Source organism: Skermanella sp. (assembly GCF_059503625.1).
In genome coordinates, this window is sequence record NZ_JCACHA010000664.1 from 1 (window position 1) to 13,320 (window position 13,320).

The 13,320-nt window shown below is 65.4% G+C and carries 16 protein-coding genes; 7 read left to right on the forward strand and 9 right to left on the reverse strand.

What is annotated here, in order from left to right; genetic code table 11:
- Positions 1–648, forward strand: a 648-nt coding sequence (locus tag AC5JJ6_RS20975; protein WP_496043923.1) for an SGNH/GDSL hydrolase family protein, incomplete at its 5' end; no start/stop codon positions are given.
- A gap of 33 nt (positions 649–681) precedes the next feature.
- Here AC5JJ6_RS20975 and AC5JJ6_RS20980 read toward each other — a convergent pair.
- Genes AC5JJ6_RS20980 through AC5JJ6_RS20990 form a run of 3 tightly spaced genes read right to left on the reverse strand, consistent with a single transcriptional unit; the run spans position 682 to position 3,637 of the window.
- The gene (locus AC5JJ6_RS20980) at positions 682–1,608 is read right to left on the reverse strand and encodes a prephenate/arogenate dehydrogenase family protein (RefSeq protein ID WP_496043924.1); all 927 of its coding nucleotides are present in this window, start codon (positions 1,606–1,608) and stop codon (positions 682–684) included.
- 4 nt (positions 1,609–1,612) lie between these two features.
- On the reverse strand, positions 1,613–2,713 hold the full coding sequence (gene hisC, locus AC5JJ6_RS20985; protein WP_496043925.1) for a histidinol-phosphate transaminase: 1,101 nt from the start codon (positions 2,711–2,713) through the stop codon (positions 1,613–1,615).
- Positions 2,714–2,758: 45 nt separating this feature from the next.
- A complete protein-coding gene (locus AC5JJ6_RS20990) occupies positions 2,759–3,637 on the reverse strand; it encodes a chorismate mutase (protein WP_496043926.1) in 879 nt (292 codons plus the stop codon).
- 165 nt (positions 3,638–3,802) lie between these two features.
- Between AC5JJ6_RS20990 and metX the strand changes: the two genes are divergently transcribed.
- Both metX and metW read left to right on the forward strand, forming a co-directional pair.
- A complete protein-coding gene (metX, locus tag AC5JJ6_RS20995; RefSeq protein ID WP_496043927.1) occupies positions 3,803–5,035 on the forward strand; it encodes a homoserine O-acetyltransferase MetX in 1,233 nt (410 codons plus the stop codon).
- Complete coding sequence (gene metW, locus AC5JJ6_RS21000; RefSeq protein WP_044429160.1) at positions 5,032–5,700, forward strand: methionine biosynthesis protein MetW; 669 nt, start codon at positions 5,032–5,034, stop codon at positions 5,698–5,700. Before metX ends, metW begins: the two co-directional genes overlap by 4 nt.
- A gap of 22 nt (positions 5,701–5,722) precedes the next feature.
- Here the strand turns inward: metW and AC5JJ6_RS21005 are convergent, their stop codons facing one another.
- Positions 5,723–6,133 carry a DUF3574 domain-containing protein gene (locus tag AC5JJ6_RS21005; protein ID WP_496043928.1) on the reverse strand — a complete coding sequence of 137 codons (411 nt, stop codon included), beginning with the start codon at positions 6,131–6,133 and terminating at the stop codon, positions 5,723–5,725.
- 120 nt (positions 6,134–6,253) lie between these two features.
- On the opposite strand from AC5JJ6_RS21005, the gene AC5JJ6_RS21010 reads away from it, so the two are divergent.
- Positions 6,254–6,604, forward strand: a complete 351-nt coding sequence (locus AC5JJ6_RS21010; protein ID WP_496043929.1) for a hypothetical protein — start codon at positions 6,254–6,256, stop codon at positions 6,602–6,604.
- On the opposite strand, the gene AC5JJ6_RS21015 is transcribed toward AC5JJ6_RS21010, so the two are convergent.
- Complete coding sequence (locus AC5JJ6_RS21015; RefSeq protein WP_496043930.1) at positions 6,583–7,410, reverse strand: class I SAM-dependent methyltransferase; 828 nt, start codon at positions 7,408–7,410, stop codon at positions 6,583–6,585. The genes AC5JJ6_RS21010 and AC5JJ6_RS21015 overlap by 22 nt on opposite strands.
- Before the next feature lie 85 nt (positions 7,411–7,495).
- Between AC5JJ6_RS21015 and gloB the strand changes: the two genes are divergently transcribed.
- Genes gloB through AC5JJ6_RS21030 form a run of 3 tightly spaced genes read left to right on the forward strand, consistent with a single transcriptional unit; the run spans position 7,496 to position 9,376 of the window.
- Positions 7,496–8,257 carry a hydroxyacylglutathione hydrolase gene (gloB, locus tag AC5JJ6_RS21020; RefSeq protein ID WP_496043937.1) on the forward strand — a complete coding sequence of 254 codons (762 nt, stop codon included), beginning with the start codon at positions 7,496–7,498 and terminating at the stop codon, positions 8,255–8,257.
- 43 nt (positions 8,258–8,300) lie between these two features.
- Positions 8,301–8,912 carry a glutathione S-transferase N-terminal domain-containing protein gene (locus AC5JJ6_RS21025; protein ID WP_496043931.1) on the forward strand — a complete coding sequence of 204 codons (612 nt, stop codon included), beginning with the start codon at positions 8,301–8,303 and terminating at the stop codon, positions 8,910–8,912.
- 5 nt (positions 8,913–8,917) lie between these two features.
- Positions 8,918–9,376 (forward strand): cupin domain-containing protein, encoded by a 459-nt coding sequence (locus tag AC5JJ6_RS21030; RefSeq protein WP_496043932.1) that lies wholly within the window; start codon positions 8,918–8,920, stop codon positions 9,374–9,376.
- Between the two features lie 16 nt (positions 9,377–9,392).
- Here AC5JJ6_RS21030 and AC5JJ6_RS21035 read toward each other — a convergent pair whose 3' ends face one another.
- From AC5JJ6_RS21035 to AC5JJ6_RS21050, 4 genes are all read right to left on the reverse strand, one after another.
- Positions 9,393–10,937, reverse strand: coding sequence for a sensor histidine kinase (locus AC5JJ6_RS21035; protein ID WP_496043933.1), 1,545 nt, complete (start codon positions 10,935–10,937; stop codon positions 9,393–9,395).
- Positions 10,938–10,944: 7 nt separating this feature from the next.
- Positions 10,945–11,541: an MEDS domain-containing protein gene (locus AC5JJ6_RS21040; protein ID WP_496043934.1), complete on the reverse strand. Its 597-nt coding sequence runs from the start codon at positions 11,539–11,541 to the stop codon at positions 10,945–10,947.
- A 181-nt stretch (positions 11,542–11,722) separates the two neighbouring features.
- On the reverse strand, positions 11,723–12,139 hold the full coding sequence (locus tag AC5JJ6_RS21045) for a SufE family protein (protein ID WP_496043935.1): 417 nt from the start codon (positions 12,137–12,139) through the stop codon (positions 11,723–11,725).
- A 104-nt stretch (positions 12,140–12,243) separates the two neighbouring features.
- On the reverse strand, positions 12,244–13,320 hold a 1,077-nt coding region (locus tag AC5JJ6_RS21050), incomplete at its 5' end, for an ABC transporter permease (protein WP_496043936.1).

A 13,320-nucleotide genomic window follows, 5' to 3' on the forward strand; every position in this document is an offset into this window, starting at 1 on the left:
GGAGCGGACCCCGATGCCCTTTACATTGTCTATGGCGGCGGCAACGACGTCCGGAACGAGTTGACCTCGACCCTGGCGCCGGAAGCCCTGGCTGCCGCAGCGACCGAGAACGTTCGTCAGGCGCTTACGAACCTCGCTCTGGCGGGTGCCGAATACATCATGGTGCCGAACCTCAGCGATCTGGCATTGACGCCCGAATCGATCGCCGGCGGACCCGAAATGATGGCGCGGGCCACCAGCCTTTCCGCCGCCTTCAACACAGCGCTGACCGGCGTCCTTGCCGGGCTTGAAGCGGCTTTCCCGGTCGATCTGATCACGCTGGACGTCCGCAGCCTGTTCAATTCCGTCGCCGGAAATCCGGCTCAATACGGCCTGACCAGCGTCAACACGCCCTGCTTCACGGGAGCGGTCGACCGTCCCGGAACCGTCTGCGCCAACCCGGACGAATACTTGTTCTGGGACAGCGTCCATCCAACCACTGTCGCTCACCGGATACTTGGCGACTATGCACTGGCGGCCCTTGCGGGCTGGGACGCCTCGGCCGGCGACCCCGACGCCGACCCGCTCCAGGTCGCGGAACCGGCGACTCTGGTGATGCTGGCCGGCGGCCTGCTCGGTCTTGGGCTTCTTCGGCGGCGCCAAGCCTGACGTGGCCGGACCTTGACGGCGCAGGCCTGGAATTCAGGCCTGCTTGGCGTCGATGACTCCGCGCCTGATCGCACGGGTGCGGGTGAACAGCTCCTCGAGCTTGTCGCCCTCACCCCAGCGGATCGCCCGCTGAAGCGCGGTGATGTCCTCGTTGAAGCGCTGGATGATCTCCAGCACGGCTTCCCGGTTGTTCAGGAAGATGTCGCGCCACATCACCGGATCGCTGGCCGCGATCCGGGTGAAGTCGCGGAAACCGCCGGCGGAGAACTTGATCACCTCGGACTTGGTGTCTTCCTCCAGGTCGGTCGCCGTTCCGACGATGGTATAGGCGATCAGGTGCGGCAGATGGGACGTGATCGCCAGTACCTTGTCGTGGTGCGAGGCCTCCATGAACTCGACGTTCGACCCGAAGCGCCGCCACATGTCGGCAACCTTGGCGACAGCCTCCTCGTTGGCTCCCGCCGGCGGCGTCAGGATGCACCAGCGGTTCTCGAACAGTTCGGCGAAGCCGGCCTCCGGTCCGGAATGCTCGGTTCCGGCGACCGGATGGCCGGGCACGAGATGCACGCCTTCCGGCAGATGGGGTGCCACGTCGCGGATGACCGCCTGCTTGACCGATCCGACATCGGTGACGATGGCGCCCGGCGCGCAGTGCGCTGCTATCCGCGCCGCCAGATCGGCATAGGTGCCGACCGGCGAACACAGCACCACCAGATCGGCGCCGGCGACCATCGCTCCGGCATCGGTCGAGGCCTGCGACACGAGCCTCAGTTCCAGCGCCTTGTCGCAGGTCGCCTGACTTCGGGCGCTGCAAACGATTTCCCGCGCCAACCCGAGCTTGGCAAGCGCGCGTGCCATGGACGAGCCGATCAACCCGATGCCGATGAAGGCGACACGGCCGAACAGCGGGCCGCCGGCGGCCTCGATGGGCAGCGATTCCACAAGCATTTCGTTCGACATGCCGTCAGCCCTTCAGGAACGCGGCGACGGCGTCGGCGACGGCGCGCATCTCTTCTTCCGTGCCGATCGATATCCGCAGGCAATGCGGCAGCCCGTAGCCGCCCATCTGACGGACCAGGATACCGCGCGACTTGAGGAACTGGCGGGCCGCCTCGGCCGCCTGATTGCCATCCGACGCGGCGTTGGCGAACGACACCAGCAGGAAATTGGCGATGCTGGGATGTACCGTCAGGCCCAGTTCCGTCAGGCGAGCCGCCAGCCACTCCCGCCATGCGTCATTGTGAAGGCGCGACCGCTCGATGAACTCCTGGTCCTCGACGGCGGCGACGCCCGCGATCTGCGACGCGGAGCTGACGTTGAACGGTCCGCGCACGCGGTTCAGCACGTCGGCGATGGCCGGCGGGCAGTACGCCCAGCCCAGCCGCAGCCCGCCCAGCGCGTAGATCTTGGAAAAGGTCCGCGTCATGACGACGTTGCCGAACTCCTCCACCAGTTCCGCACCCGCCGTGTAGTCCGGGCGGTCGACGTACTCGGCATAGGCGGCATCGATCACCAGCACGACATGCTCCGGCAAGCCGGCATGCAGGCGCCGCATCTCGTCGGTCGTCAGGAAGCTGCCCGTCGGGTTGTTCGGATTGGCGATGAAGACGATCTTGGTCCGCTCGGTCACATGCGCCAGCAGGGCGTCGACATCGGCCTTCAGGCCCGTCTCGGGCGCGGCTATCGGCGTGGCGCCGACCGATTTGGCGGAAATCGGGTACATCAGGAAGCCGTGCGCGCTGTACAGCACCTCGTCGCCCGGACCGGCATAGGAGCGGGTCAGCAGTCCCAGCAGCTCATCCGATCCGGTGCCGCAGACGATCCGCGCGGCATCAAGCCCGTAAAGCCGAGCCAGACCGTCCCGCAGAGCCGTGGAGTGGCCGTCCGGATATCGATGCACCTCGGCGGCGGCGTTCCGGTAGGCTTCCACGGCGCGAGGGCTCGGCCCCAGGGCGCCTTCGTTGGAGGCCAGACGGATCAGCCTGTCGACGCCGGGAGCATGGGCCTCGCCGCCGACATAGGGCGAAATATCGAGGATTCCGGGACGGGGGGCCGGAGCAGACATGGAACGGTACTTTCCTGATAAAGACTTCAGACCTGACTAGAGACTTCAGACTTTCTTGACGTCCGGGGTGAGTCCAAGCGGCATCGCATAGCCGCCGATCGGCGTGGCGCGCAGGACGATGTCACCGACCTTGGATTTGAACGCCGACAGCCGGGGATCGTTCGACGCGACATAGTCCGCCACCTCGACCAGGTGGAGCGGAGGGCCGCCGCCGGCCTCCCGGCCCGTCCAGCTCCTGAAGTTTACGACCGTCAGCCCGGCTGCTTCCAGTGCGTCCTTGAGACGCCCCCGGCTGACGTCTTCCGACAGTTCGACGCCCAGCAGGGTACGGTCGTCGCCGGTCCCCTCGTGCTGGATCAGGGCGACGGCAAGGGCATCGTGGTTTTCACCGCGTGCGTTGCCACGTCCGCAGAACGGCAGGCGGGCGACGATGCGGGGCGTCTTGACGTCTTCGTTCATCAGGTGGCGCCACCAGGGCTCGTGGTCGTCCTCCTCCGGCATCGGCACGACGCCGACCGTGGCGGTGCCGTCGGCCACGGTGCGGATTGCCGCTGCCGGAGTGTTGACCGCCGTCATCGGAACGACGCTGCCGTAGTGGTCGCGGGCGATATCCCAGAAGCCGCGCTTGTCTTCCGGTGCGTAGACGGTGATCGCGTAAGGTCCCTGGAGGCGCGAGAAGGCGGCGATCATCTCGCGCCAGATACGCACCACCACGGCGATCGGGAAAGCGCCGGTATGGCGGGCCGCCAGACGGCGCAGGATGACGGCTTCCCGGCCCGGGCGGAAGATCTGGTTGTCCGGCCGCTTGGCGATACCGACCTGCTCGACCACCTGTGCGCGGCGCATGAGCAGGTCGTGAATGGCGTCGTCGATCTCGTCGATCTCGCGGCGCAATTCTTCAAGCGAAGGCGGTGATGCGGACATGGGTTTCTGGATCTTGCCTGTCAGGGTACGGTCAGGGTGCATTCAGGGCCGGATAGTAGTAGTATCCGGCCCTGCTAAAATCAAAGAAAACGTTGACACCCCCATGGCTTGCTCCGTAGCAATGCGCTTCCCTTCCAGGCATTCGAGAGCAGGTTCTCCGTCGCCATGACCGCGCCCATTCCATTTCGTCAGCCACCGTCCGGCGGCCCGGCTGCCGGCCCCGTGAAGGGGACGGCCTCGGAAGGAGCGAACCTGCGGGTGGTGCTGGGCACGGAACGGCCGATGCGGCTCGACTGCGGCGTCGAGCTTGAGAATTTCACCGTCGCCTACAGCACCTACGGCACGCTCAACGCCGACAAGTCCAACGCCATCCTGATCTGCCATGCGCTGACGGGCGACCATTTCGTCGCCGACTACCATCCCATCACCGGCAAGGCCGGGTGGTGGAGCATGCTTGTCGGTCCCGGCCGCCCGATCGATACCGACAGATACTTCATCATCTGCTCCAACGTGATCGGCGGATGCATGGGCAGCGTCGGTCCGGCGGAAACGAACCCCGCCACCGGCAAGCCCTATGGCCTGGATTTCCCGGTCATCACGATCGCCGACATGGTTCGGGCACAGAAGCTGCTGATCGACCATCTCGGGATCGACAAGCTGTTCTGCGTCGTCGGCGGATCGATGGGCGGCATGCAGGTGCTGCAATGGGCGGTCAGCTATCCGGACAACGTCTTCGCGGCCCTGCCGATCGCGACGGCGGCCCGGCATTCGGCCCAGAACATCGCCTTCCACGAGGTCGGGCGCCAAGCCATCATGGCCGATCCGGACTGGTGCGCCGGCGATTACCTCAACCAGGGCAAACGCCCGCATCGCGGTCTCGCCGTGGCGCGCATGGCGGCGCACATCACCTACCTGTCCGAAGCGGCGCTGCACCGCAAGTTCGGCCGCAACCTGCAGAACCGTACGACGGTGACCTATGGGTTCGACGCGGATTTCCAGGTGGAAAGCTACCTGCGGCACCAGGGGATCACGTTCGTCGACCGGTTCGACGCCAACTCGTACCTCTACATCACCCGCGCCATGGACTACTTCGACCTCGCGGCGGAGCATGGCGACGTGCTGGCGAACGCCTTCCGGCACAACGGGAACGCTACTCCGGTGCGGTTCTGCCTGACCTCCTTCTCCAGCGACTGGCTGTTCCCGACGCCTGAATCGCGGGCGGTCGTCCATGCGCTCAACGCCGTCGCCGCCAATGTCAGCTTCGTGGAAGTGAAGACCGACAAGGGCCACGACGCCTTCCTCCTGGAAGAGCCGGAGTTCCATCAGGTCGTCCGGGGCTTCATGGACGGCTGCGCCGAGCATCGGGGACTGACCAGAAAGCGGACGGAACCGGCATGAGCCCCCTGGACGATACTTCCACCGGGATCGGGCGGAACCGCCGGCCCGGCGACATCCGACTCGACCTTCGGCTGATCGCGGACATGATCGATCCGGGCAGCCGGGTGCTGGATATCGGCTGCGGCGACGGCGCCCTGCTCGACTACCTCGTCTACGAGAAGCAGGTGGACGGGCGCGGGATCGAGCTGAGCATGGACGGCGTGCATTCCTGCGTCAGCCACGGCCTGTCCGTCATCCAGGGCGACGCCGACACCGACCTCAAGGACTATCCCAGCGGCGCGTTCGATTACGTCGTGCTCAGCCAGACGCTTCAGGCCATGCGCGCGCCGCGCAAGGTGTTGGAGGAATTGGTGCGGATCGGCCGCCGGGCGATCATCTCGTTCCCCAACTTCGGCTACTGGCGCATCCGGGCGTCGCTGCTGCTGATGGGCCGCATGCCGGTGACCGAACGCCTCGGCTACGAGTGGTACGAGACGCCGAACATCCACTTCTGCACGATCAAGGATTTCACCAGCCTGTGCGACCGGCTGGACATCACGATCGAACGAAGCGTGATCCTGGGCCGCGACAACCGCCCCACTCGCCTCGCCTCCGCCGATGGCATCGCCAATTTCTTCGGCGAGCAGGGCGTCTTCATGCTGCGCCGGAACGGCACGCAGGAATAACGGCGTCGCCGTTCCACGGTGGTCAGAACGAGACGCAGGCCGGGCGCATCATCGTCAGGACGCTCTGCTGCTGAAAGCGCCGCTTATAGGCGTCGGCGATCTCGCGAACCCGGGGCCGGTCCGCCGTCTCGTCGCCCAGGACAAGCACGAGCACCTTGCTCGGTTCCTGCACGACAGCGCCGCGCTCGCTGTCGCGCCATTGTCCGCTGGCGCTCATCACCGTCAAACCGTCGGGAAAGCGCGGCGTCACCTCCTCCTCCAGGAAGCGGTTCCAGTCCGCTTCGGAGACTCCGAGCGAGTCACCGATATTCCGGCCGAAGACCACCTCGGCAACCAGCTCCCGCTGGCCGTCCGGCCCGCAGCCGGGCGAGCCCAGGGCGGCACAACCGGACAAGGCCGTCGTCATGGCCAGCAGCATCAAGCCCTTGCGCATCCCTCAGCCCTCCGGTTCCAAGCTGGCCATGGTCGAAGCCTGCGTTAATCCGGTGGGCTTCCGCAACGCTCAACTCCGCCCGCTGTTGAGTTTCATATGCATCGCATAAGGAAACCAGCCATGCGCATCCTGCTGATTACCGTCGCGACTACCCTGATGATCGGCGCAATGCCAGCGGTGGCGCAGGAACCCGCCAACCCAACCGGTGATCCCGCCAACAAGCCGCTGATGACAGCTCCCCGGCCGGGCGACCAGCCGACGACAGACCATGTGGCTCCGACTCCGGGGGTCTCGGGAGAGGCACCAAGCCGGGAACTCACCGGCCAGGGCAATACCGGCGTACCCGGCATGACGCCAAACGCACGGGACGTTCCGTCCGACATGACTGGTCAGGGAGAGATGCAGAACGACCGTGCCAATCCACCGCCCTCCGCGTCGTCTCCGCCCGCTCAGCCTGCCCCCCGGCAATAGCCGTCGTCGGACTGCACCCGCGCCGCCGCCGGGACCTCGTCGTCGTGCTCGACATGCGCCGCACCGGCGGCGCCCGGCATGCCGGCTCCGCTCGGCATCGGCATGATCAGCCGGCGCTTCTTGGGCCGTACCGGGGCTTTCCGCGCCACTCCGGCATAGATCTGCTTGCTGGCTTCCACCAGATAGACGCCGGCGAATGCCTTGAACCAGCGCTCCCCGATCTCTTCCCAGGCCGGAGCCGACCCCAGCAGGAACCGCGACTTGACCGGTGGGATGAACAGCGCACGCGCCGTCCGTTCCGGAACGAACATGTTCTCCCTGAGGGCGTGCTTCAGCTGGGAAGGGGAATAGGGACTGCCATGGCCGAACGGCGTCCGGTCGATCCGTGCCCAGATGCCCCGGCGGTTGGGCGCCACCACCAGAAGGCGGCCGCCTCCCGCCATGACCCGCCAGATTTCCCGCATCATGGGACGCAGCTGTTCCGTGCATTCAAGCCCATGGACAAGGAGCACCCGATCGACCGACATATCCGGCAGCGGCAACTCCGCCTCGTCGGCCAGCGCCGACAGTCCCGGTCCCTCGGACGGCCAGTACACGACCCCCTGGGAGGCAGGCATCAGGGCTATCGTCCGCTCGGCCTCCTCCCGGAAAGGGCGGAGATAGGGTGCGGCGTAGCCGACTCCGAGAACTACCTGCCCCCGGACATCGGGCCACAACTCGCGAACGCGGCGACGGATCATCCTTCGGGCCACTTGGCCGAGGCTGCTTTCGTAGAACTCGCGCAGATCGATGGCATCGGTATACATTGTGGCAGGAGCCTAACACGAAACAAACGCCGGGGTCATGCCCAGGGCTTTGCCCGACCACCGGCCATGGGGTAACGTCTTCGTCATGGATATCCAGCTCATACCCGCGTTCAGCGACAATTATGTCTACCTCTTCAAGGATCCCGCAAGCGAGGCCGTCGGCATAGTCGATCCCGGCGAAGCCGGACCCGTGCTCAAAGCCCTGGAACGCCTAGGTTGGCGTCCGACGCATATCTTCAACACCCATCATCATGCCGACCACATCGGCGGCAATGCGGAGTTGAAGAAAAAGTTCGGTTGTACCGTTATCGGCCCCGCCGCCGACCGCAACCGCATCCCCGACCTGGACGAGACCGTCCAGGAGGGCGATACCTACCGCTTCGGCACGCAGGACGTCCTGGTTTTCGAGACGCCGGGCCATACCAGCGGCCATATCTCGCTATGGTTCAAGGACGCGTCGGCCCTGTTCTCGGGCGACACCCTGTTCGCCCTCGGCTGCGGCCGGCTGTTCGAAGGGACGCCGGCCCAGATGTGGCAGTCACTGCTGAAGCTTCGCCCACTGCCCGACGAGACCGCGGTCTATTGCGGCCACGAATACACCCTGTCCAACGCCCGGTTCGCGGTCACCGTCGATCCCGACAACACGGCGCTGAAGCAGCGCGCCGCCGATATCGCCGTCCTGCGCGATGCCGGCAAGCCGACCATCCCCACGACACTCGGCGTCGAGAAGGCGACCAACCCGTTCCTCCGCGCCGACGCCCCCCAAGTCGCCGCTGCGGTCGGCCTTGCCGGTGCGGACCCGACGGAGGTGTTCGCGGAGATCCGCAGGCGAAAGGACACCTTCTAGCCTCGCCAAACCCAGAAGAAACGACCAACGGAAAGAAAAACCCATGAAGCTGCGTTACAGTGCGACCTCGCCCTATGTGCGGAAGGTCATGATGGTCATCCATGAACGCGGCCTGTCCGACAAGGTCGAGCTGACGAAGACGGATGCCTGGAGCCCTGCAACCGATCTGCCGCAGGACAACCCGCTCGGCAAGGTGCCGGCACTGGTGCTCGACGACGGCACCTCTCTGTTCGACAGTCCGGTCATCGTCGAATATCTCGACAGCCTGGAAAGCGGTCCCGGCAATGGGCTTTATCCCGAATCCGGCCCCGACCGCTGGGCGGCGCTGCGCTTCCAGGCCCTGGCCGACGGCATCTGCGACGCCGCCATCCTCCGCCGCCTGGAAGGCAACCGGCCGGAACAGCTTCGTTCGACAGACTGGATGGAGCGGCAGCGGGCGGCGGTCTCCCGCTCGCTCGATGCCCTGGAAGCCGGCGCCGGAAAGCTGGGCGAACGGTTCACCATCGGCAGCGTGGCCGTGCTGGCCGCCCTCGGCTACCTGGACTTCCGATTCGGTCACGAGGACTGGCGGCAGGGCCGCCCTGCCCTGTCGGCCTGGTTCGACGCCGAATCGAAGCGGGACAGCTTCGCCGGCACCGCTCCGCCGGCGGCCTGAACGCCATGGACGACTTGACCGCAGATCAGGTCATCAAGCTGCTCGGGATGCAAAAGCATCCCGAGGGCGGCCACTACGTCGAAACCTTCCGCGATGCTCCGGCGGACGGTTCCCGCGGGTCCTGCACCGCGATCTACTACCTGCTTCAGGCGGACGAGTTCTCGGCCTGGCATCGGGTCGACGCGGTCGAGATCTGGCACTGGTATGCCGGGGGTCCGCTGGCGCTGACCATCTCGCCCAACGGCCATGACGCCTACGCCACCCATTTGGGTCCGGCGCTGGGCCATGGCCAAAGGCCGCAGGCCGTCGTGCCCGCCGGAGCGTGGCAGACGGCTGTTTCGCTCGGAACCTGGACGCTGGTCGGCTGCACCGTCTCGCCGGCGTTCGAGTTCGCCGGCTTCGAACTGGCTCCGCCCGACTGGCGGCCGACGCCACGCCCCGCCGGAGGAGGTTCAGCCCAGTAGGTTCAACCCAGTAGGTTCAACCGATCAGGCTTAGCCCTTGGTTGAGCAGGTACTCGTTCCGGTCGAGCACGACACGCTCGGGGGGAAAGCGGACGGTTACGGTCGTTCCGGCCCCGAGCGTGCTTTCCAGTTCCAGGTCGCCGCCGTGCAACTGCATCAGCGAGCGGCACAGGGGGAGCCCCAGTCCCGATCCTTCGTGAGGGCGGGCGTAGACGTCGGAGACCTGCCCGAACGCTTCCAGCACCAGGGGTATGTCGTCCGCCGCGATGCCGATGCCGCCGTCGGTCACCCGGATCGCCATGCCGCCGCCGGGTTCGTGTTCCGCCGTCACCCGGATGCCGCCGCCGGGCCGGTTGAACTTCACGGCATTGGTCAGCAGATTGAGGATCACCTGACGGAACCGGAGCGGATCGACCGACAGCGACGGCAATCCCGGAGGCAGTTCGCAGCTGATCGTCAGGTCCCTGGCCCTGGCCCGGTCGGCGACCAGCCTGATGCAGGCATCGACCACAAAATCCAGGACGACCGTTTCGAACCGCATCTCGACCCGGCCCGCCTCGATCCGCGCCACGTCCAGGATGTCGTTGATGACTTCCAGAAGGTGTTCGCCCGAATTCTTGATGTCGATCAGGTATTCGCGGTACTTGTCGGCGCCCAGCGGCCCCAGCGCCTCCAGTCCCATGAACTCGGAAAAGCCGATGATCGCGTTCAGCGGCGTCCGCAACTCGTGGCTCATATTGGCGAGGAACTGGGTCTTGAGGTGGTTGGCCTGCTCGGCCTGATCCTTCGCCGCGAGCAGGTCCTGCTCGGTCCGTTTCCTCAGGCTGTCGTCGCGCGAGATGCCGTCTATGCCGGTGAACTGCCCGTCGGCGTTGAACCGGGCGGCGGCATTGGTCGATATCCAGACCTCGAAGCCGGCCTTGTGCCGCATCATCCCCTCGACCATGACGACGGCTCCGGCGGCATCCAGGACCCGCTCCCGGTCGCGCAGGTATTGCTGAGGATCGCAGTAATGATCGCTCAGCCGCGTCCCCAGGAACGACTCAGGGGCATAGCCCAGGATCGAGTGGACGCCGGGGGAGACCATGACCACGCGGTCGTTGTCGCCGGTCCGGAAGAAAATGTCCGGGATCGTGTTCAGGATCGCCTGGAGGTCGTGCTCGATCAGCAGGAGCTCGCGCCGCGTCCGGAGGACTTCGACTTCAAGCCGGTGCTCGCGGTCGTGGCTGACCTCCTGATTGCGCCGGAATTCGAGTATCGCCGCGACCGACGTTATCAGGTTGCGGACATAGGGACTGAAAATGCCGAAGGCGGCATGGTCGGCGACGACGAAGGCGAAGGCGCCGTAGTCGCGCTGACCGGACCGGACCGGCACGACCAGATCGTAGGAAACCGGCGGCACTCTCCCCGACTCATAGGTTTCGACCCGGCTGACCCCGGGCAGGCGTTGCAGTCCCGCTCTCAGGAAGTCGAAGATTTCCCGGCGTCCGGGCAAGCCGATCGCGATGCTTTGCAGGACGAGCAGTTGCCCCATCGTACGGCTGGCGGCATCCAGGGGCATGTGCGCCTCACGCTGCGGCAAGAGCGTCGTCCGCAGGATGATAGAACGGATTGGACATCACGTTGCCCCGGATCATGACGTAGGGGTGGACGCGCAGGACATCCAGCAGGACGGAGCCGCTGAAACGGTTCAGGTCGTACTGGCAAACGACCATCATCGGCTTGCCGCGCAGCAGCCGGTTGACCTCTACCTCGTACTCGATCAGCCTGCCGCCGCCCGGCATCTCCGGGATGGCCGGGCTGATTTCCGCCACGATCCGGGTACCGTCCCAGGTCTTGCCGCCGGTATCGTCGTGGAAGTTCGACAGATGGCTCAGCAGCCGTTCCGGATCGAACCTGCCACCGGCGAACCAGACATCGTCAGCGTCCTCGAAGGAGAGCTGTCCGCGGACATGGGCCTCGTCCATCGAATTACCGGAGGCGACGCATTCGCCATCGAGCAGCGCGCCCGCGTCGTCGAAAGTCCAGCAGCCGCATTTCTGGCCGGCCTCGATGCCGCAGACCAGATACCGGGTCATCGCTTCGAGCCGGTCGTCCTCGTCGGAGAAAAGCTGGCAGATATGCATGTCGGCATCGAGATGCTGGTCCCACAATGCCAAAGGCATCTGCCTATCGGCAGTAGTGTACAAAGCGGACACAGTTGCAGCATCTCCACGTGTTTGGTTTCCCGAAGTTTTACCTACTTCCGACAGGGAAAGCAAACTATTGGAGATAAATGAACAACGTATCTGATCTAATTATGACGTGGCCGACGGATTGTTTCTGTTTTGAAATATTTCGGCCCGATCAATCACGTGCCGCTATGCGCGCACGGGCGGATGCCTTGATCTTCTCGACCATGGAAAAGAAACCGTTGCGCCGGTTGGGGCTGAGATGCTGATCCAAGCCGATCTGCGAGAAGATGGACTCGAGGTCGGTCGCCTGGATCTCCTCCGGGGTCTTGTCCGAATAGGCGGTCAGAAGCACCGCCGCCAGCCCCTTGACGATGGCGCTGTCGCTGTCGGCTGCGAAGCGGAGACGCCCGCCCTCGCCCGGCAGCGGCACCAGCCAGACCTGGCTCATGCAGCCTTCCACCTTGAAGGCGTCGGTCTGGTACTGCGGTTCCAGCGGCGGCAGGGCGCGGCCGAGGTCGATCACGTACCGGTACCTGTCCTCCCACTCGTCGAACAATTCGAAGTTCTCGATCAACTCGTCGATCTTCATGTTGGCTCCAGCGGGAAATGGCCCGGAAAATATTGGGTCTGGGAAAAGAGTGGCGTCCCTAACAGCAACAGCAAAGGGGCGCAAGCGTCCGCAGGGCACTTCATTCACCGTAACCTATGGCGGAAAAGCCAGACGGCGCTGCCCAGGGTCACGAACCCGATCACCGCCATCGGCCAAATGCGGGCGAAGACCAGTTCGGCCGGCAAGTCCTTCAGGAATATCCCCTGCACGATGGACAGGAAATGCCGCATCGGGTTGCCGAGCGTCAGCGCCTGGATGAACTCCGGCATGTTGTCGATGGGCGTCGCGAACCCCGACAGGATGATCGCCGGCACCAGGAACAGGAAGGCTCCCAAAATCGCCTGCTGCTGGGTGCCCGACAGCGCCGATATGAACAGCCCGACCCCGATGATCGAGAGCAGGAAGACGAACAGGCTGGCGTAGAGCAGCAGGAGGGAGCCGACCAGCGGCACGCGGAACCAGAACAGCGCCGCCACGACGATCACCGTCCCCTCGGCAAGTCCGATCAGGAGGGCCGGGACGATCTTCCCGACCAGGATCTCCCAGGGCCGCAGCGGTGTCACCAGAAGCTGGTCGAAGGTCCCCAGTTCCCGCTCCCGAGCGACCGAGAGGGCCGTCACCACCAATGCTACCACCTGCGTCAGGATGCCGACCAGACCGGGGACGACGACCCATAGGCTCATCAGGTTGGGGTTGAACCATGCCCGCTCGATCAGCGGAGCCGGCAGCACCGGCACGCCATGCACGGCGGCCCAGTCGTGGTTGAAATTGTTGATGATCGTCGTGGCGTAGCCCATCACGACCTGAGCCGTGTTGGACCCGCGCCCGTCCAGGATGAGCTGCGCGCGGGCCGGAGCGCCGGCCAGCAGGTCGCGGGAGAAGCCTGGACCGAGATGCACCACCAGCACCGCTTCCTTGGAATCGATCGCTTCCGCGATCCCGGCCTCGCTCCCGAGATGAAGGACGCGGGCGAAGTCGGGGGCATCCTCGAACCGCGCGATCAGGTCGTGGGACGGAGCGCCCGCGTCCTGGTTGAAAACGGCGATCCGGACATTGGTAACGTCGTAGGTCGCGGCATAGGAGAAGACGAAAAGCTGGACCAGCGGCGGCACCACCAGCACGAACCGGCTCTTCCGGTCGCGCCAGACCGACAGCAGTTC